Raw genomic sequence first — 18256 nt, forward strand, 5'->3', positions numbered from 1 at the left:
TGAACTTTACAATCTGATCATCTTAGGATGCATAAAGAGCAGTTGAAATTTCCCTCAAATTTAGCAATGTAGTTTAGAATATAGATATTTAGATGTGTGGATTAGGGTCAGGGGATAGCTGCAATTAGATCTAGCGTAGATCTACCAGGCATACCCCCGCCGAAGCTATCTCAATGAAATCCGACCTCAGTTAAGGGTTGGATTGTCGAAAAATGAGGGGCAATGCGTAGGAAGGGCGTGCATTTCAAAGGTGTAAGCCGATGCTGCGTTTGTTCTTGTTCCCAATAGTTGATAGGCGCAGCCGCAATGTGTTTTCTTGGCGATGATCGAAGAGTAATTGGTGCATTCGTTGCTTCGGTACCCTCAAAAAGCCATTGTCAAGCACGGTGGGCTAGAAATTTTCAGCGGCGACCAAGGCGGGCAATTCACCAGAGGTGCATGTATCATGCGTTCACCAACACAAAGAGTTAGAACGGCTTAGAGGGGAAGGGCACGTGGCATGATAACCGCAGAATCAAGGGCCTGTAGTCCTCTTTTAAGTAAGTATCTATTTATCTGAAGGTGTTGGGGTCAGGCGCAGAAGGCCGTGGCGGGATTGGCAGAATGCTGAGTTGCTCAAGCGTCAATTGTCCATACTCGATGCACGGCTTGTTCAACTCTGATGAGGTCTATGCCTGTTAGAGAGAACTGATAACCTTACATCCGAACTACAGCAATCATCCGTTTTAACTGCGCTTCATATAGGTCGAAAACCTAGAACTACCTCTACCTGCGACGGGTCAGATCCGCACTGGTTTGACCACGTTGATGGGTTGAATTGGCTAAGCAAAGCTTGGAGTGAAGGGATAGCGCAGGACTGTTGGGTGCAAACGCCACACTCCCAAACATCAGTTCACGCCTACTTGCATCAATTAAATGCACTCGGATGAGCCAAACGTGCACCTAGCATTTAGGGGTCTGGTTGTCTCAGGTAGCACCAGCAAAGCGCACAGAATGGGTGGGGCTAACGGTGGGGCTGTGCCCCTAGCTATTGCGATAAGCTTTTGATCTTATGCGCACTTTCAAAAGAAAGTGGCGGAGAGACAGGGAAACTAATCTCAGAAACCTAAGTATTTGTTATCCCTTGTAGAAATAGCTCCAATTGGGTCCGCTTTGTCTATGGTCCCCAACGGACCCAACAGTAGCGTTGGTTGCTCCAGCTAGCAAGTGCTTGGTGGAGAGAAGTCCCCAAGTGTTTTCGCGGAAGCAGTTAAAATGTAATTAATTCAAAGGCTTGAGGGGTGTCTGCTTTTCAGATGTTGCGGTGGCGCATGGCGGGGAATTTGCTATAAAAAACAGATACTTAAATTAAGTTCCACCATCGAAGAAGCCCCCGCTTTCAACTAATGCTATAAAGCTAATGCTATGCTGTTGCGGTGATGAGGGTGGTTTAGGCTGATGCTGTAGCTCATGCTTAGCGGTTGCTATAGCTATTGCTTGACCCATGCTTAGCATTAGCTGGGTCAGCGCATCTTGCATCATCAATCATCAACAACTTCTTAGTCTGCAAGCACTTGCTTCTAGCGCTCCAAAGCCCATCGGTTCTGATCAATTCAGGCTGATGGGCTTTTTTGTTTGACTGATCGGAGAGATTTAAGGTGGAAAAATCTGAATGCTATACACAATGGTCGAGTAGAGCGGTTTCCCCCCATACCCCTTGTTGCGGAATGATGGGGGGAGACGATCTTGCGTCACGGGTATTGTGCGAGAAGACAGACGAAGCGCCAGTATTCACAGGCTCTCTCCAATCGCAGTCCTAAGAGATGTAGTACATACCTTAGAGACTGCGTGACCAGATGGTGCTGGTCGGTCGCTCCTATCAAAGAGTGTCCGGGTCGTGTGACCCGATCACTGCAGGGTGTAGGTCGTTTAACCCTGACGTCTGAACTCGATCCCGCAGTTCTTCGAAATGCTGGCCCGCTCAATCGCGTCTAGCTCGCCTTTGAGTCTGGCCAACTCGGCAGTGTTTTCATTGTTGCCACCGACGAAGAACGCAGCAGGCCAAAACAGGACCACGGCAGCTCCGGTCACTAGCGCATCGTTTTGAGCCTTCTTATTCTGAACGCCGGAAGCGGTCGAAGCCTGCACAGCCACGCGCTGAGCTTCTGCTGAAAGCTGGTTACAAGAATAAGCTTGATACTGGATCGGAGATACGTACTGAGCTGTTACTTTGTCAGCAGGTTTTGCACAGGCTGACAGGCTTAAAGCTGCGGCGGTCAGGGATATTAGTAATTGTTTTTTCATGTCTTTATTACTCGCTACATACGTTTGATATGCTGCGAGTTAGTCAATCGGCGTAACCTTGTTCAACAGGAAAAGTGCTGCGTCAGAGAATGATCACAGGCTTGCCACAGTCTGTCCCAAGATGGCCAACTTCTAGCGCTGTTTGGTTAACTTCTGGGGGCAGGTTGTTAACGAATGTTCCTTTTGGGTATACCCTACGGGGACGTGGTGGTGGCACAGCCAGTGTGTTCCAATAGGATTGCTTATTGGCTTATGGAACGGTATGTCTGAAGGGTCTAGACCCTAATGGAACGCCTGAGGATGACAATTTTTGGATACGCTCGTGTCTCAACCCACGAACAAGACCTTACCCTTCAGCGTGATGCGCTGAATGCTTCTGGATGCGAGGTTATACGTGAAGAGAAGGTCAGCGGTACCAGCATGGCTGGACGAGAGGAACTGGCAACGCTTATGCAGTTTCTTCGCTCTGGCGATACCTTGGTGGTCACGCGCCTCGACCGCCTAGCCCGCAGCATGGATGATCTGTCTAGCATCACGCGCGAACTCCAAGCCAAGGGTGTTGCACTGAAGGCGACAGAGCAACCCGTAGACACGAGCACGGCGGCAGGAAAAGCCTTCTTCCAGATGTTGGGGGTCTTTGCTGAGTTCGAGACGAACCTACGCCGTGAGCGTCAGCTAGAGGGGATAGCAAGGGCCAAAGCGAATGGTGTCTACAAGGGGCGCAAGCCAAGTGTGGATGCCCAGGAAATCAAGCGGCTTCACGACGTCGAGGGGCTTGGGCCTACTGCAATCGCAAAAAGACTGCAAATTGGCAGAACAAGCGTATACCGTGCATTAAAATAGTGTTCACCAATATTTTACGCTTGGTCGCTTCTGGTTACTTGCGGGGCTCGCAAACAAATTGTCCTGTCAGTTCTCAAAGCTTCCAACAGCTTCCAACCAGGCTGATACACCAGTTCAGCTAACTATAGAAAAGCAGATCAAATAATGACGACGACTGAAGAAACTAAGTCTTGGGACCCACTTGATGCCGCAGGCAGTGTTGATCCGAACGTCTTGGCCTCTGCGAAAAAAAGGGAAATCAAGAACATATTGAAGTCGTACGTGAGCAATTACGATCCCTTCTCCGAGCTAATCCAGAACGCGATGGATGCGGTGGAGAAAAGGTTCTCGGGGTCTGATCCTAGCTCCGCGCACATCAAAGTTCGTATTGATCTCAAAGAAAATTCTGTGGAAGTGGCCGACAATGGATGTGGCTTTGAAGAAGCCGAGTTTCGCTCGTTTCTTGCTCCAAGCATTTCTTTTAAGTCTGGTGGGGAGACGAGGGGGAACAAGGGCGTAGGCGTCACATACATCGCATATGGCTTCAATCAGCTCATTATTCGCACCAAGAATTCTCGCTTCAGCTACCAGGGCGTCATGCGCAGAGGGCGCGAGTGGATCGAAGACCATTCGGGAACCGTTTCACGGCCTTTGGTAGAACAAGAAAAAGGGAAAAGCGACTTGTTCGAAGCCCTGGATCAAGGCACTAGCTTTAAAATATTCTTCTCAGGCGAGCATGTTCGGCCAAGTAATTTGCGGTGGTACCAAGCAAAAACAGCCGAGCAATGGTTGTATATGCTCCTGGTTAAAACGCCGCTCGGAGCAATTAACCTTCCTGACTGTTCTGCTTCAGAAATCAAGTTTGATCTTGAAGTAGTCGATGAGAATGGCTCGATTACGCTGATAGAAAATCGGAATCCTCAGTACAAATATCCACATCTTGAAATTAAAGCGAGCCAAAGGCTGCGCGAGATCAAAGCTGTGCAACAAAAAGCGCTAGATGCGGGCAAGGACGTCTCTAGAGCAATAGATAAGTTCCGGAAGTCTAATGGAATTTGGGAGGCCTATGCCCTCGCTGACATTGAGGCCATTGCAAATTTCAATGAGAGCGAGCTAGAGCTAGCCACACGCCACAAGATGTCTGCTTATGGTTATTTTGTTTATTCCACTGAGGTCTGGGACCAGGTGAACGACAAGAAGGCCAAGCTGAGAAAAGGTTTGCGTATTTTGCGTGGTGGTCTCCAGATTTCTAGCAACAGAATGCCCCAAGGCGAGCTGATCACAATCCCATTGACCAAGAGCATCGGGCACCAAAATCAATGCCATGTTGTCGTGCATTATGATGGCGCGGAGCCTGACCTGGGGCGCAAGGGCTTCCAGCCTGAGTTGAAAGAGCTTGCAGAGAAAGTTGCAGTCAGAATTGTGAGGCAACTAAGCGCTCGGCGTGATGACATTTTGAAGTCGGACAGTGGGGCACAGGCTGACATCGACAAGGAAATCAAGGTTCATGATTGGCTCAAGAACATGGAGCAGCATGAAGCCGATCATCCGCTGGTCTTAAACAACGAGAAGTTCTTTCTGCCTACGCGGAAAATTTCAGTAATGTCGGTTCCGCAAACCGAGCAGGACGTAATCGTTTTGTTTAACCAGCTTATTGCTGGCGGTGTGATACGAGGGTTGAAGTTGTTGCACACATCTCAATCTGCACAATACGACGGTGTCTTTAGATACGCCGCCGAGGACCCTCTGGATTCGTATGCTTATCACGAAGACGAAAACCCATTGGGTGTTTTCGAAGAGCAGCTGACCAAAACCTATAAAACACCGCCCAAGGTTTTGGAGTACAAGTTTTGTTTGGATGGTTTGATTAGAGAGTTTGAGAGTGGTGATAAGCACGAAAACGATGTCGATTTGGCGATCTTTTGGGATATGGGGAGTGAATATGAAAAAGAGTATACCGTTTTGTCTTATCTGGACGAGCAGAGAACCCACCACCGTACCCACCATGGTCTGACGCATCGTTTGTCTTCGGCGCACTCATACTTTGACGTGATTTGTCTTCGAGAGTTATTTGATCTTTTGAATGATCCGGACAATGCACGAGAGTATCAAGAGAAGAAATACGGAGACGAAATTTAGCGTTTGGTTAGAAAGCCCCAGAGTGGTTTCTGATTAGATTGAAGTTTGAGTCCCCCATCGCTTATGGGGGGCTCAGTAGGAATTGAGATACCCATTTTTTATTAGAGCATCCCAGACCGTCGTTTGCGCTTGCGATAACTGGCGTTTGGTCAAGCCGTGGTCATATACCTTGTCTGCTTGTGATTTGTCGGTGGACCATCCCCCAAGCTGTAAGATGTCGGCTTCTGATACTCGTGCTCGCCGCGCGACGGTTCTCCACGTATGTCTGGTTGAATGTAGCGAGAGGCTCTTATCGGTTTGCTCCCCTAGAACCTCACGGCGAAATCTAGTGAACCATTGGGAAACTGCGCCTGATTTTCCGGAGGATTCGCGTACTGGCCATTCTGGAAAAAGGCGGTCCTGCCCTGCCGTGAAGGCGAAGCGAGCACTAAGAACTGCTTGAGCTTCGGCCACGACGGGAACAAATCTTAAAGCGTTTTGAGTCTTGCCTTCGCTGATAAAGAAGCCGCTGCAATCTGTCTCGATGTACTCTCGCCTCAGCAATGCAATTTCACTAATGCGACAGCCTGTAGCCAGAGCTAAGCGCAAGACATCTCCTTCGCGTGTGCCGCGCCTGGATGCCCTCAACAGCGCTGTTGCTTCCTCTGGGCTGAAATCCCTGCGCCTTTTAATTACATGCTCTGTACGGGCTCGTACGCGTGTCTCTGTGGCCCAGACATTTGCAGTCTCCGGCGGCACGTGGCCAACCTGTGCCGCCCAGTCCCAAATGCCTTTAAGCAGAGTGACGTTCTTCTTGATTGTCTTTGCGCTGAGGCCATGAGGTGCGCGGTGTGTGCATATATTCGGCAGATAGTCGTAGCGAAATTTCACGGCCTTTGGTTTGCTCAAGTCCTGCAGCATTACTTGCTCAGGGCTGGGGGCGTTTAGAAACCTGCATAAGTGATCGACAGCAGAACCAAGGTCATTGAACGATTGCTTAGCAAGTGGTGCGAACTGGCTCTTTGTGTTGTCGGGGCTTCGCGCTGCTTTATACTGATCAAGAGCATCGCTGAGAGCAAAGCCTTTGCCAAAGGCGGTCTTCAGATAGCTGCTGATCATCTGGCGGTCTGCGCCGCGTTCCATTGCTTCCATCGCTTTATCGTGGACGATGGAGGCCACTTCCCATCCTTCTTCTGGGTCTCGCTGGGCGGCTGACTTTAATTCAGCTCGCATAGCTTTAGCAGCTTCGGCATCATAGCTAGCCACATCAGCGCCGTAGCGTTCCATTCTTCGGATGTCTGCTAAGTAGATGTCGCGCAGCTTCTTGGCTTCACCAATGCGGCGAGTGCCTAGACCCTTGATAATTTCTTTTCCGAGCTCACGCCCATCCCAAGGGTTGGCTTGGCCGATGAGAGCCGTGGGAGTCGTCATTCTGAAAAACCAGCCCTTGCCGTTCTTCTGTCGAAGATACTGCATGTCATCACCACTACGCGTTGTGGGGTCCGAGTTGGACCTATTGGATGATGGAGCCATTTATGTAAGCCATTGATTCTGAACATAAGTTCAGAAGTGGCGGAGAGACAGGGATTCGAACCCTGGGTGGGCTTGCACCCACAACGGTTTTCGAGACCGCCCCGTTCGACCACTCCGGCACCTCTCCGCGGGGGTCTGTGGAGGCGGTGTCTAATGTTATCCTCAGGGGGCTGCAACCCCTTTTTGCACGATTTTTTGACTTTGTTTCGGAAGGCTTGTGCGAACCCTCTCTTGGCAGGGGGCGCGGGGCGGCCTATCCCTTAGGGAAAGATCGGAGGAACGATGCGCAAGACTGCCCTGACAGCCCTTTTTGTATTGGGGTTCGCTGTGCCCGGCTATGCCGCGACGCAACAGGATGTGGATCGCCTCTTTCAGGCGATGCGCGTCGAAGATGTCGTCGATATCATGCGCCAGGAGGGGATGAACTACGCGGGCACTCTGGCCGAAGAGATGCTGCCAGACGGTGCGACCAAGCGTTGGGAGGCTGCGGTTGGCAGAATCTACGACACGGAATCGATGCGCAAAGGGCTGGAATCACGCTTTGCCGAGTCGGTCGCCGATGAAGATTTGTCCGAAGTGATCGATTTTTTTGAATCCGATTTGGGGAAACGAGTCGTCGATCTGGAGATTTCCGCGCGCGAGGCCTTGCTGGACCCCGCGATCGAGGATGCCAGCCGCGATAATTTCGAGCGCATGGTCGAGAATGCGGATGAACGGCTGGAGCAGGTGGGCGAATATATCGACGCCAATGATCTGGTCGAGGCGAACGTCGCGGGGGCGCTGAACTCGAACTTTGCGTTCCTTCAGGGGCTTGCCGATGGCGGGGCTCGCGGGGCCGAGATGTCCGAAGAGGAAATGCTGGCCACCATCTGGCAACAAGAAGAGGACGTGCGCACCGAAACGCGGGTGTGGCTCTATTCCTATTTGCTGATGGCCTACGCGCCGCTGGACGAGTCCGATCTGGATAGATACATCGAAATGACCCGGTCGCAGGCGGGCAGGGCGATGAACCGGGGCCTGTTTGACGGGTTCGATCCGATGTTCACGGCGATTTCATCGGCTTTGGGGCAGGAAATCGCCAGAATCGGCAGTGACCAAGAGCTATAACTGTTGACTCAAACACCTTTCCCACAGATAAGCGCGGCTCATGCCGCTTCTTAGCGGCTATCTATGATTCAATATAGCCCTATGGGCGCGCAGTTTTAGGTGGCTTCGGCCGGCAACCCCGCAAGGGTCCGAAAGACGCGATTTACGGAAAGGGAAACGGCATGTTTGCTGTCCTCAAGACCGGTGGCAAGCAGTACAAAGTCCAGTCGGGCGACGTACTCCGCATCGAAAAGCTTGCTGCTGACGCAGGTGAAACTGTTCAGTTCAACGACGTTCTGATGGTTGGCGGTGACAACACCGTCATCGGCGCACCCTTCGTTGATGGTGCTGCTGTTCAGGCCGAAGTTCTCGACCTGATCAAAGACGAGAAGAAAATCACCTTCGTTAAGCGTCGCCGCAAGCACAGCTCGCAGCGTACCCGTGGCCACCGTCAGCAGCTGACCGTTGTCCGCATCACCGAGATCCTGACCGCAGGCGCAGATGCGACCGGCGTGAAGGCCGCTCTGGGTGCACGCAGCGTTGCAGCTCCTGCAGCAGCTCCCGTAGCTGTCGCCGCAGGCGCAGACGACCTGAAGAAGCTGTCGGGCGTAGGCCCCGCTCTGGAAAAGAAGCTGCTGGCTGCTGGCGTGACCAGCTTTGCCCAGATCGCTTCGTGGACCGAAGCGGACATCGCTGAATTCGACGAGAAACTGTCGTTCAAAGGCCGTATCCAGCGCGAAGGCTGGGTCGATCAGGCCAAAGAACTGGCAAACTAAGCCGATAAGGAGACCACCCCATGGCACATAAAAAAGCTGGCGGTTCATCCCGTAACGGTCGCGACAGTGCTGGTCGCCGTCTTGGCGTCAAACTGTTCGGCGGTCAGGAAGCAATTCCGGGCAACATCATCGTGCGTCAGCGCGGCAACAAGTGGTGGCCGGGTGACAACGTAGGTCAGGGCAAGGATCACACCCTGTTCGCGACCGCGGAAGGTAAAGTCACCTTCACCAAAGGCCTCAAAGGCCGCACCTTTGTTTCGGTTGTTCCTGTAGCCGAGGCTGCAGAATAATCCGAACCCGAAGGGTACATGTATTTCAGGGGATCGGTGAGAACCGGTCCCCTAATTTTTTGTGATTTTTTACCGTTTACAAGTAGTTGGCCAGTTGCGCGGGGAGGGTGCAGCCCCATCTACTAGGGAAAAGATCCACCGGTTAAGGAGGAGGATAAAATGGTACAAGAGGTTATCGCAGCACCGCAGGTGATCGACGCGGGCACGTTCGTGCTGCGTCCCGTGCGGAAATCCGACGCGGGCATGTTTGCTTTTTATGCGGGAGATGAACGGGTTGCGCGTATGACGCGCTCGATCCCGCATCCGCTGCCCCCCGGGGCGGCCGAGAATTTCGTGACGCGGGCCATGTCCCCGACCGCAGAGGAAATCGTCTGGGTCATGGACAGCACCGCGGCCGGCGGGTCCGAGGTGATGGGGGTGATCAGCCTTCAGCCTATGGACCGCAATCAGGCGCAGGTCGGCTACTGGGTCGGACCGAGCCATTGGAATACCGGGGTTGCCTCTGCCGCCGTGCGCGCGCTGGTCGAGGCGAACCCCCTGAAGAACGCCACGTACTTTGCCGAGGTGTTTCAGGAAAACCAGGCATCCGCACGGGTGCTGACCAATTGCGGCTTCGAGTATCTCGGGGACGCGGAATCGTTTTCGGTGGCGCGCAATTCGCGGGTGCCGACTTGGACATATACACGCCGGCTGGATTGATCCGGCCCTTCGCACGCTGTAACAGGCGTGCAAACTGCCAGAATGGGTGACGCATGAAATTCCTAGACCTAGCCAGAATCGAAATCCGCTCGGGGAACGGCGGGTCGGGGTGCGTCGCTTTCCGCCGCGAGAAGTTCATCGAATTCGGCGGCCCCAACGGGGGTGACGGCGGACGCGGCGGCGACGTGATCGTCGAGGTCGTGGATGGCCTGAACACCCTGATCGACTTCCGCTACCAGCAGCACTTCTTTGCGGGTAATGGCGAGCCGGGCAAGGGCCAGCAGCGCACCGGCGCCGACGGCAAGGATATCGTGCTGCGCGTGCCCTCGGGCACCGAAATTCTGGACGAGGACGAAGAGACCGTTCTGTTCGACCTGACCGAGGTCGGCGATCGCGTGGTTCTGGCCAAGGGCGGCAACGGCGGCTGGGGCAACCTGCGCTTCAAATCCGCCACCAACCAAGCGCCGCGCTATGCCAACCCCGGCCAAGAGGGCATCACCCGCACCGTTTGGCTGCGTCTGAAGCTGATTGCGGATGCGGGCCTGTTGGGTCTGCCGAACGCGGGCAAGTCGACCTTCTTGTCGTCGTGCTCGAACGCACGTCCCAAGATTGCGGATTATCCGTTCACCACGCTGCACCCGAACCTTGGTGTGGTCGGCATCGACAACGCCGAATTCGTCATGGCCGACATTCCCGGTCTGATCGAAGGCGCCTCCGAAGGGCGCGGTATCGGCGACCGTTTTCTGGGTCACGTCGAACGCTGCGCGGTCCTGCTGCATCTGGTCGATGGCACCTCGGATGACGTGGCCTATGACTATGAGGTCATCATCGGCGAGCTCGAGGCCTATGGCGGCGATCTGGCCGACAAGCCCCGCGTGACTGCCCTGAACAAGATCGACGCACTGGACGACGAAGAGCGCGAAGAAAAGCGCGCCGCGTTGGAAGAGGCCGTAGGCGGCCCCGTCATGATGCTGTCTAGCGTCAGCCGCGAAGGTCTGCCCGAGGTTCTGCGCGCCGTCCGTGCCCAGATCGAGGATGACCGTCTGCGCATCAAGCAAGAAGAACAGTCCCAAGAGGACGATCAGGAGAGCGGAACATGGCAGCCCTGAGCTCTGCCAAGCGCGTTGTTATCAAGATTGGATCAGCTCTGCTGGTCGACAAAAAGACCGGTGATTTGCGGTCCGAATGGCTGGTTGGACTGGCCGAAGATGTGAAGATGCTGCGGGATCGCGGCGTAGACGTTATTCTGGTGTCCTCGGGCTCGATTGCTTTGGGTCGCGGTGTGCTGGGTCTGCCCCGCACTGAACTGCCGCTGGAGCAATCGCAGGCCGCCGCAGCCGTTGGGCAGATCCGCCTCGCGCGCGCCTACGAAGAGGTGCTGGCCCCACACGGGATCAAGACCGGTCAGGTTCTGGTCACGCTCGAGGATAGCGCGGATCGCCGCCGTTACCTGAACAGCCGCGCGACTTTGGCGACGTTGATCGGGTTCGGCGTGGTGCCGATCGTCAACGAAAACGACACCGTGGCGACCGACGAAATCCGCTATGGCGACAACGACCGGATGGCGGCGCAGATCGCTGTGACCGTCGGTGCGGACCAGTTGATCCTGCTGTCGGATGTGGACGGGTTCTACTCGGCCAACCCGCAGATCGACCCGACAGCAGTCCGCTATGACACCGTGTCCGACATCACCCCCGAGATCGAGGCGATGGCCGGTGACGCAGGCTCTGGCCTGTCGAAGGGCGGCATGAAGACCAAAGTGATGGCCGCAAAAACCGCGACCGCCTCGGGCTGCGCCATGGCGATTACCGAAGGCTCCGTCATGCGCCCGATCTCCGCGTTGGAAAACGGAGCGAACTGCACGTGGTTCTTGGCGCAAACCGACCCTCAGGTCGCGCGCAAACGTTGGATTTCCGCGATGAAGCCGCAGGGCGTTCTGATGCTGGACGCCGGTGCCGCTGAGGCGCTGAAGCGAGGCAAGAGCCTCTTGCCCGCCGGTGTGACCAGCGTGATCGGCAGCTTTGGCCGCGGCGATCCGGTCGAATTGCGCAGCCCCGAAGGGCACGCGCTGGGCATGGGCCTGACCCGATACACGGCGGACGAGGCGCGGGTAATCCGCGGCCACCGCAGTGACGAGATTGAGGTGCTGCTGGGCTATCCCGGCCGCGCCGCTTTGATCCACAGAGACGATATGGCGATTTAAAGGAGCTAAGGCGATGAAGGACGTGGAAAACATTTCCTCGATGATGGCGGAACTGGGCCAGCGTGCACGCGCAGCCGCAAAGGTTCTAGCCACCGCTCCAGCCGAGGCAAAGACCCGCGCCCTGAACGCCGCAGCGGATGCCCTTTGGGCAGCCCGCGCCGAGGTAATCGCCGAAAACGCCAAGGATCTGGAGTTCGGCCGCGACAAGGGGCTGACGGGCGCCATGATGGACCGTCTGATGCTGGACGAGGCCCGCATTCAGGGCATCTGTGACGGCCTGCGCTCCGTTGCGGGGCAGGACGATCCGGTTGGCGCCGTGATGGCCGAATGGGACCGTCCCAGCGGCCTGCATATCCAGCGCGTGCGAACTCCGCTGGGGGTGATCGGCGTGATCTATGAAAGCCGCCCGAACGTGACCGCCGACGCGGGCGCTCTGTGCCTGAAGGCCGGGAATGCGGTGATCTTGCGTGGCGGCTCGGAAAGCTTCCATTCCTCGCGCGCGATCCATGCGGCGCTGGCCGCTGGCCTGCGCGAGGCTGGCTTGCCCGAGGATGCTGTGCAACTGGTGCCCACCCGTGACCGCGCCGCTGTCAGCGAAATGCTGACCATGACCGACTACATCGACGTGATTGTCCCCCGTGGCGGCAAAGGTCTGGTTGGTCTGGTTCAGCGCGAGGCCCGCGTGCCCGTGTTCGCCCACCTCGAGGGGATCGTGCATGTCTACGTGGACGCGGCTGCGGACGCGGACAAGGCGATGCGCGTCGTCATGAACGCCAAGACCCGCCGGACCGGTATCTGCGGCGCTGCCGAGTGCTTGCTGATCCACCGCGATCAACTGGCCGGTCTGGGGACCGAAATCGTCAAGGCGCTGCTGGCTGCGGGCGTCGAGGTGCGCGGTGACGCCGCCATCCAAGGGATTGAGGGCGTCGTGCCCGCGACCGACGCGGATTGGGGCACCGAGTTTCTGGACAGCATCATCGCGGCCCGTGTCGTCGATGATCTGGACGAGGCGATCACATATATCTCGGACCACCACTCGCAGCACACCGATTGCATTATCACCGAGGATGATGGCGCCGCGGCCGAGTTCTTTGCCCGTTTGGACAGCGCGATCCTGATGCGCAACGCCTCGACCCAGTTTGCGGATGGCGGTGAGTTCGGGATGGGCGCCGAGATCGGCATCGCCACTGGAAAGATGCACGCCCGTGGCCCCGTGGGGGCCGAGCAGCTGACTAGCTTTAAATATCTGGTGGTCGGCGACGGGGCGATCCGCAAATAAGACCAACAAAAAACCGGCTCTGGATCAGCGCCGGTTTTTTTGTGTCAGAAGGTGACTTCGATATGGTCGTCGCTGTGGTGGCAGAACATCCGGCGACCGGCATCTTCGGTCGCGTAGGTGACCAGCGCGTAATGCACCTTGGAAGGGGTCAGTTCCTCGGGCTCTTCGCCCTTGCACATGCCTTGCCACAGTTCCTGATCCTGATTGCGGGTGCGACCGTCGGCCTCTAGGCGCCAGTACATGCCGTTGTGGGTGATCCGCAGGGTGCCGCCATAGGGCAGGGCGTCCTCGACACACTGGATCAGCAGAAAGGCCAGTTTGACCTGCTGGCGCGGCATCCCCTCGGTGATCGCCCATTCCACCCGCAACCGCGCACCCTTGTAGACGCCCGCCAGAATGCGGCGCGCCTCGGTCGGGGTGACGTGCTGGTCTTCGGAGGCCAGACCATAGGCGACACGGTAAAACTGGACGCGGAAATTCGCGGCCTCGATGCTGTCATTGATCAGGGCAAGCTCGGGCTGGGTTCCCATCGGCCCCATTCCCAACAATTCAACGCCGTTGCACACGGCGCCAATCGGTGAAATGAGGTCGTGACAAAGGCGCGATCCCAGAAGGTCTGCTATCCGCTTCGGGCTGTGCCGCATAATGGTTCTCCAATTGCGAGGAAAACGATGACCGACATGAACGCCTTTCTCGAGCCCGGAGCGATTGTCCGGCACCCGCAGCAGCCCGATTGGGGACTGGGGCAGGTGCAGTCGAATGTTCAGGGTCGCGTGACCGTAAACTTCCGCGAGCAAGGCAAGGTTGTCATCGACTCCTCCCGTGTTGCCCTATTACCCGTATACGACGAATCTTAATTGATCATTACCCTCCGTAAGAACCTATACGTTTGAACCACTTAGCTGGTGGTGTTTGCATCAACGGGTTTGCGCGGGTAGATGTGCATGCAACCACCGATATCCGTATCCGGAGAGACCATGGCCGCACTTCAACCGGACTTTGCTGTCAGACTGGCTGACGGGCCAGAGGATTTGCGCGCAGCCCAGCGCCTGCGTTACGAGGTTTTCGTGACAGAACTGGGTGCAGACGGCCCCCATGTGGATCACGACGCGCGGCTAGAGCGGGACGAGTTCGATCCCTATTTCGACCATCTGTTGCTCGAGGATCTGTCGCGCCCCGAAGGCGACCGCGTGGTGGCGGTCTATCGCCTGCTGCGCGACGACCAGATGCCTGCCATCGGGCGCTACTACTCCGAGGCCGAATACGACCTGACCGTCCTGAAAAACAGTGGCCGCAAGTTGATGGAACTGGGCCGGTCCTGTCTGCACGCCGACTACCGAGGCGGGGCGGCGATGCTGGTGATGTGGAACGGGCTGGCGGAGTACGTGGCCGCCCACGGGATCGAAGTGCTGTTCGGTACAGCTAGTTTTCACGGGACCGATGTGGGGCCGATCGCGCCGTCGCTGGCGCTGCTGCATCACCGCCATCTTGCGCCTGCGGAGTTGCGCGTGCGGGCTGTGGCGGATCATTTCCAGACCATGGACCTGCTGCCCTATGACGACATCGACCGCCGCGCCGCGATGCTGGGGGTGCCTGCGCTGATCAAGGCGTACCTGCGCCTTGGCGGCTATGTGGGCGAGGGGGCCTTTGTGGATCATGACTTCAACACCACGGACATCTGTCTGGTCATGGACACCGAGCGCCTGAGCGCGACACAGAAATCCATCTACTCCAAGGGACTGAAATCATGAGCCCCACTTGGGATACCGGTGATCGCCCTGCCACTCCGCCAATCGGTCCGTTCGGCTGGCTGTTGGTGGTTCTGCGCGGGGTCCCCTTGGGCCTCGTGTGCGCGCTGGGTCTGATCCTGACGCTGCTGCTGCGCCTGATCGAGGCGCCCTTGTTCGGCGCCCGCCGCCCCGTCACGCCCTTCATCACCCGCGCGGTTTGCACGCTGGCCTTTCCGATCATGGGGATGCGGTTCATCCGCACCGGCACGCCCGAGCATGGCAAGCTGGCGGTCGTCGCCAACCATGCCAGTTGGCTCGATATCTTTGCCCTGAATGCCCGCCAGCGCATCTATTTCGTGTCAAAGGCTGAGGTCGCTGGTTGGGCCGGCATCGGCTGGCTGGCCCGCGCCACAGGCACCGTATTCATCAAGCGCGACCCCAAAGAGGCCCGCGCCCAAACCGACCTCTTCCGCGAGCGCCTAGGCCACGGGCATCAGCTGCTGTTCTTTCCCGAAGGGACCTCGACCGACACCCGCCGCGTGCTGCCGTTCAAATCGACGCTCTTCGCCGCGTTCTTCCAAGAAGGCTTCCGCGAGGATCTGCGCATCCAGCCCGTCACTGTGCGCTACACCGCGCCCGCCGGTCAGGACCCGCGCTTTTATGGATGGTGGGGGGATATGGAGTTCGGCGAGCACCTGTTGAAGGTTCTGGCCATGCCCCGTCAGGGCAGCGTCGAGGTGATCTATCACCGCTCTGTCGCGATTGTCGATTTCGCCAACCGCAAGGATTTGACCAAAGCGCTCGAGGACACCGTGCGCGGTGCCCTCTGAGGGCGCAGGCCGTTAGCCCATCGCGCCAACCAGCTTTTTCAGGGTCGCGGCGGGGTCTTCGGTGCCCCAGATTTCCGAGCCGATGCCAAAGAAGTCGGTCACCGGCGTGATCGCGCGGATCAGATCCTCGGTCAGGGCGCCCTCTGCCACGACGGGCAGCTCGATCATCTCGGTCCACCAGCCGAACAGCTCCAGATCGGCGTGGGTACCATCTCCCAAGGCGGTGCCGCCCACGGGGCCGAACGACACGTAATCCGCGCCGGACTCGCCCGCGTTCATGCCATCATGGCGCGACGCCGCGCAGAAGCTGCCCACGATCGCATCATCGCCAAGCTGCTTGCGGGTGGCCCGAACAGAGCGCGCCCCGTCGGTCAGGTGAACCCCGTCCAGACCCAGACGCTCGGCCAGCAGCACGTGACGCTCGATTACCAGGGCGATGTCGCGCTGGTGGGTGATCTCGCGCAGGGCGTCGGCGCTGCGCAGAATGCGGTCTTCGTCCGTGGTTGCCAGCGCCAGACGCACGCAAGCGATCTCGGTCGCATCCAGAACCCGGGCCATTTCCTCGGGGAACTCGCGGAAATCGAAATCGGGGGGCGTGATCAGATAGATCTGGGGCAGTTCAAGCTCGGACATGAAGAGACTCCTCATTCGGTGTTCCGGCTCCTTTAGCGCGGTTTTTCGGCTTTGACCATTGCTCTGCTTGCGGGTTTTGCCATGTCGGACTATCAGACCCCGCAAACCGCAGAGAGGAAAGACCGATGCCCACAGATACCCCGCAGCCTTCGTTCGTGCTGGTCCGCCCCCAGATGGGCGAGAATATCGGCGCGGCGGCACGGGCCATGTGGAACTTCGGTCTGGACCGGATGCGGATCGTTGCACCCCGTGACGGTTGGCCCAACCAGCGCGCGGTCGCCATGGCCAGCGGCGCAGGACGCCTGTTGGACGAGGCGATGCTGACCGAAGATCTGCCCGCGGCCCTTGATGACTGCGCCTTTGTCTTCGCCACCACAGCCCGTCCCCGCGGCCTGACCAAACCGGTCTACACCCCCGAGCAAGCGATGAAAGAGGCCTATGCCCGCGTCACTGCCGGTGAAAAGGTCGCGGTGATGTTCGGCCCCGAACGCGCTGGCCTCGAAAACGAAGACATCTCCCGCGCCAACGCGATCATCTCGGTCCCTGTGAACCCCGAATTCGCCTCGCTGAACCTTGGTCAATGCGTGCTCCTCTGCGCCTATGAATGGAGCCGCCAATCCATCGCCGCAGAGCCCGTGAACTACGAACTCGCCGGTACCGAATGGGCCACCGCCATCGAGGTCGAGAAACTTGCCAACCACTACGAGGAACGCCTCGACGAGGCTGGCTTCTTCTTCCCCGAAACCAAGGCCGAGGGCATGAAGGTCAACCTCCGCAACCTCTGGAGCCGCATGCCCCTGACCCGCGCCGATGTGCAAACAATGCACGGCGTCCTACGCCAGATGGTCCGCTGGAAAGAACGCGGCTAACCGCCAGAAACGACAAAAGGCAGGGCACCCAAACCCTGCCTTCTTTTTGCTAAAAATACTCAAATCCCGCCAGCCGCCACACTCGGGGCGGCCCGCCAATTCAGGCCCCGAACACCGCCATCCGCAACGGATCAGCCAGCGCCCGCCAGCTGTCCGCATCCGGCGCAATCAGCAGGTTCCCATCCGTTAGGGTCGGGGCATAGGCCTCCCCGTCCAGCATCCGCACATAGCCGCCCGCCTCGCGCGCGATCAGGGCGCCCGCCGCATGGTCCCACGGGTTCAGGTTGGCCGTCAGCAGAAAATCCGCGCCCCCTTGGGCGAACAGACGGTGCTCGTGGCAGGCGCAGCGCAGGCTGGAGTGCCGGTCGATCACCTTGGCAAAGTCATACATCCGCGACCGCTGTTCGGCGTTGAAAATGGCGGGGGGCCAATAGCCGGTCATCTCGTTGATCTGTCGGGGCGCACGGGCCTTCGCCGGCCGCACATCACCCGCAGGGGTGCCAAAGACCGCGCCGCCACCACGCTCGGCCATCACCCAGTCGTCCCCCAAGGGATCATAAAGCAGCCCGAACACGGTCTCGCCCTTTTCGACCACTGCAAGAATGACCCCGAAGGTGTTGATCCCGTTCGCATAATTCCAAGTGCCGTCAATCGGGTCGATGATCAGCGCCTGATCGGCCCCCTTCAGAACGTCCAGCTTGACGGACCCGTCCGACACCGCCTCTTCGCCGACAATCACCGCTCCGGGCAGGATATCGCGGCCCACACGGGTTAGTTCGCGCTCGCTGGCTTTGTCCGCTTTGGTCACCAGATCCTGCGCATGGGCCTTAGTGTCGATCTCGCTGTCGTCCAACTTGCGGTACCAGGGCAGGATTTCTTCTTTGGCCACGCGGCGGGTTTCGGCAATCAGGGCGTCGATCTGGGTGGTGGTCAAAGTCAAAGGGGTATTCCTATTTCCAATTCTTCGGTGCCCGTGGGGGCCAGTCAGCGCCACCATGCACCAAACCACCCTCTGGGCCAAGGTCCGGTTGTCATACCTGTTGCGCCTGACGCGGGCATAGCTGCCTAACATGACAGCAATAAAAAGGGCGCGATCCTGACCGCG

At 57.6% G+C, this 18256-nt stretch carries 18 protein-coding genes and 1 tRNA gene; 13 read left to right on the top strand and 6 right to left on the bottom strand.

What is annotated here, in order from left to right:
• Positions 1–1908 precede the first annotated feature (1908 nt).
• On the bottom strand, positions 1909–2283 hold the full coding sequence (locus HJ536_RS04615; protein WP_177156852.1) for a hypothetical protein: 375 nt from the start codon (positions 2281–2283) through the stop codon (positions 1909–1911).
• A 300-nt stretch (positions 2284–2583) separates the two neighbouring features.
• Between HJ536_RS04615 and HJ536_RS04620 the strand changes: the two genes are divergently transcribed.
• Together HJ536_RS04620 and HJ536_RS04625 are read left to right on the top strand one after the other, a co-directional pair.
• The gene (locus HJ536_RS04620) at positions 2584–3126 is read left to right on the top strand and encodes a recombinase family protein (RefSeq protein WP_177156853.1); all 543 of its coding nucleotides are present in this window, start codon (positions 2584–2586) and stop codon (positions 3124–3126) included.
• 144 nt (positions 3127–3270) lie between these two features.
• On the top strand, positions 3271–5244 hold the full coding sequence (locus HJ536_RS04625) for an ATP-binding protein (RefSeq protein ID WP_177156854.1): 1974 nt from the start codon (positions 3271–3273) through the stop codon (positions 5242–5244).
• A 72-nt stretch (positions 5245–5316) separates the two neighbouring features.
• On the opposite strand, the gene HJ536_RS04630 is transcribed toward HJ536_RS04625, so the two are convergent.
• Positions 5317–6699 carry a tyrosine-type recombinase/integrase gene (locus HJ536_RS04630; protein WP_177156855.1) on the bottom strand — a complete coding sequence of 461 codons (1383 nt, stop codon included), beginning with the start codon at positions 6697–6699 and terminating at the stop codon, positions 5317–5319.
• A gap of 94 nt (positions 6700–6793) precedes the next feature.
• Positions 6794–6883: transfer RNA gene (locus tag HJ536_RS04635), tRNA-Ser, on the bottom strand.
• A gap of 155 nt (positions 6884–7038) precedes the next feature.
• On the opposite strand from HJ536_RS04635, the gene HJ536_RS04640 reads away from it, so the two are divergent.
• The 7 genes from HJ536_RS04640 (at position 7039) to HJ536_RS04670 (ending at position 13089) form a co-directional block, all read left to right on the top strand.
• A complete protein-coding gene (locus HJ536_RS04640; RefSeq protein ID WP_177156856.1) occupies positions 7039–7863 on the top strand; it encodes a DUF2059 domain-containing protein in 825 nt (274 codons plus the stop codon).
• Positions 7864–8024: 161 nt separating this feature from the next.
• Positions 8025–8618, top strand: coding sequence for a 50S ribosomal protein L21 (locus HJ536_RS04645; protein WP_177156857.1), 594 nt, complete (start codon positions 8025–8027; stop codon positions 8616–8618).
• A 20-nt stretch (positions 8619–8638) separates the two neighbouring features.
• The gene (gene rpmA, locus HJ536_RS04650) at positions 8639–8908 is read left to right on the top strand and encodes a 50S ribosomal protein L27 (RefSeq protein ID WP_176854001.1); all 270 of its coding nucleotides are present in this window, start codon (positions 8639–8641) and stop codon (positions 8906–8908) included.
• 159 nt (positions 8909–9067) lie between these two features.
• The gene (locus tag HJ536_RS04655; protein ID WP_176854002.1) at positions 9068–9607 is read left to right on the top strand and encodes a GNAT family N-acetyltransferase; all 540 of its coding nucleotides are present in this window, start codon (positions 9068–9070) and stop codon (positions 9605–9607) included.
• Positions 9608–9660: 53 nt separating this feature from the next.
• Positions 9661–10716, top strand: a complete 1056-nt coding sequence (obgE, locus tag HJ536_RS04660; protein ID WP_176854003.1) for a GTPase ObgE — start codon at positions 9661–9663, stop codon at positions 10714–10716.
• Positions 10704–11810: a glutamate 5-kinase gene (gene proB / locus HJ536_RS04665; protein WP_177156858.1), complete on the top strand. Its 1107-nt coding sequence runs from the start codon at positions 10704–10706 to the stop codon at positions 11808–11810. Before obgE ends, proB begins: the two co-directional genes overlap by 13 nt.
• Before the next feature lie 13 nt (positions 11811–11823).
• Positions 11824–13089: a glutamate-5-semialdehyde dehydrogenase gene (locus tag HJ536_RS04670; RefSeq protein WP_177156859.1), complete on the top strand. Its 1266-nt coding sequence runs from the start codon at positions 11824–11826 to the stop codon at positions 13087–13089.
• Positions 13090–13133: 44 nt separating this feature from the next.
• On the opposite strand, the gene HJ536_RS04675 is transcribed toward HJ536_RS04670, so the two are convergent.
• Positions 13134–13619, bottom strand: a complete 486-nt coding sequence (locus HJ536_RS04675) for a histidine phosphotransferase family protein (RefSeq protein WP_177156860.1) — start codon at positions 13617–13619, stop codon at positions 13134–13136.
• A 141-nt stretch (positions 13620–13760) separates the two neighbouring features.
• Here HJ536_RS04675 and HJ536_RS04680 point away from each other — a divergent pair, with 141 nt between their 5' ends.
• The 3 genes from HJ536_RS04680 (at position 13761) to olsA (ending at position 15649) form a co-directional block, all read left to right on the top strand.
• Positions 13761–13946 (top strand): DUF3553 domain-containing protein, encoded by a 186-nt coding sequence (locus HJ536_RS04680; RefSeq protein WP_176854007.1) that lies wholly within the window; start codon positions 13761–13763, stop codon positions 13944–13946.
• A gap of 120 nt (positions 13947–14066) precedes the next feature.
• Positions 14067–14840, top strand: coding sequence for an L-ornithine N(alpha)-acyltransferase (gene olsB, locus HJ536_RS04685; protein ID WP_177156861.1), 774 nt, complete (start codon positions 14067–14069; stop codon positions 14838–14840).
• The gene (gene olsA, locus HJ536_RS04690) at positions 14837–15649 is read left to right on the top strand and encodes a lyso-ornithine lipid O-acyltransferase (RefSeq protein WP_177156862.1); all 813 of its coding nucleotides are present in this window, start codon (positions 14837–14839) and stop codon (positions 15647–15649) included. Before olsB ends, olsA begins: the two co-directional genes overlap by 4 nt.
• A 12-nt stretch (positions 15650–15661) precedes the next feature.
• Here olsA and HJ536_RS04695 read toward each other — a convergent pair whose 3' ends face one another.
• Positions 15662–16282 carry a thiamine phosphate synthase gene (locus HJ536_RS04695; protein ID WP_176854010.1) on the bottom strand — a complete coding sequence of 207 codons (621 nt, stop codon included), beginning with the start codon at positions 16280–16282 and terminating at the stop codon, positions 15662–15664.
• A gap of 125 nt (positions 16283–16407) precedes the next feature.
• Between HJ536_RS04695 and HJ536_RS04700 the strand changes: the two genes are divergently transcribed.
• A complete protein-coding gene (locus HJ536_RS04700) occupies positions 16408–17151 on the top strand; it encodes an RNA methyltransferase (protein ID WP_177156863.1) in 744 nt (247 codons plus the stop codon).
• Between the two features lie 100 nt (positions 17152–17251).
• On the opposite strand, the gene HJ536_RS04705 is transcribed toward HJ536_RS04700, so the two are convergent.
• Positions 17252–18091 carry an inositol monophosphatase family protein gene (locus HJ536_RS04705; RefSeq protein ID WP_177156864.1) on the bottom strand — a complete coding sequence of 280 codons (840 nt, stop codon included), beginning with the start codon at positions 18089–18091 and terminating at the stop codon, positions 17252–17254.
• Between the last annotated feature and the right edge of the window lie 165 nt (positions 18092–18256).

The sequence above is a fragment of the Donghicola mangrovi genome (assembly GCF_013377535.1).
Taxonomy (GTDB): domain Bacteria; phylum Pseudomonadota; class Alphaproteobacteria; order Rhodobacterales; family Rhodobacteraceae; genus Donghicola; species Donghicola mangrovi.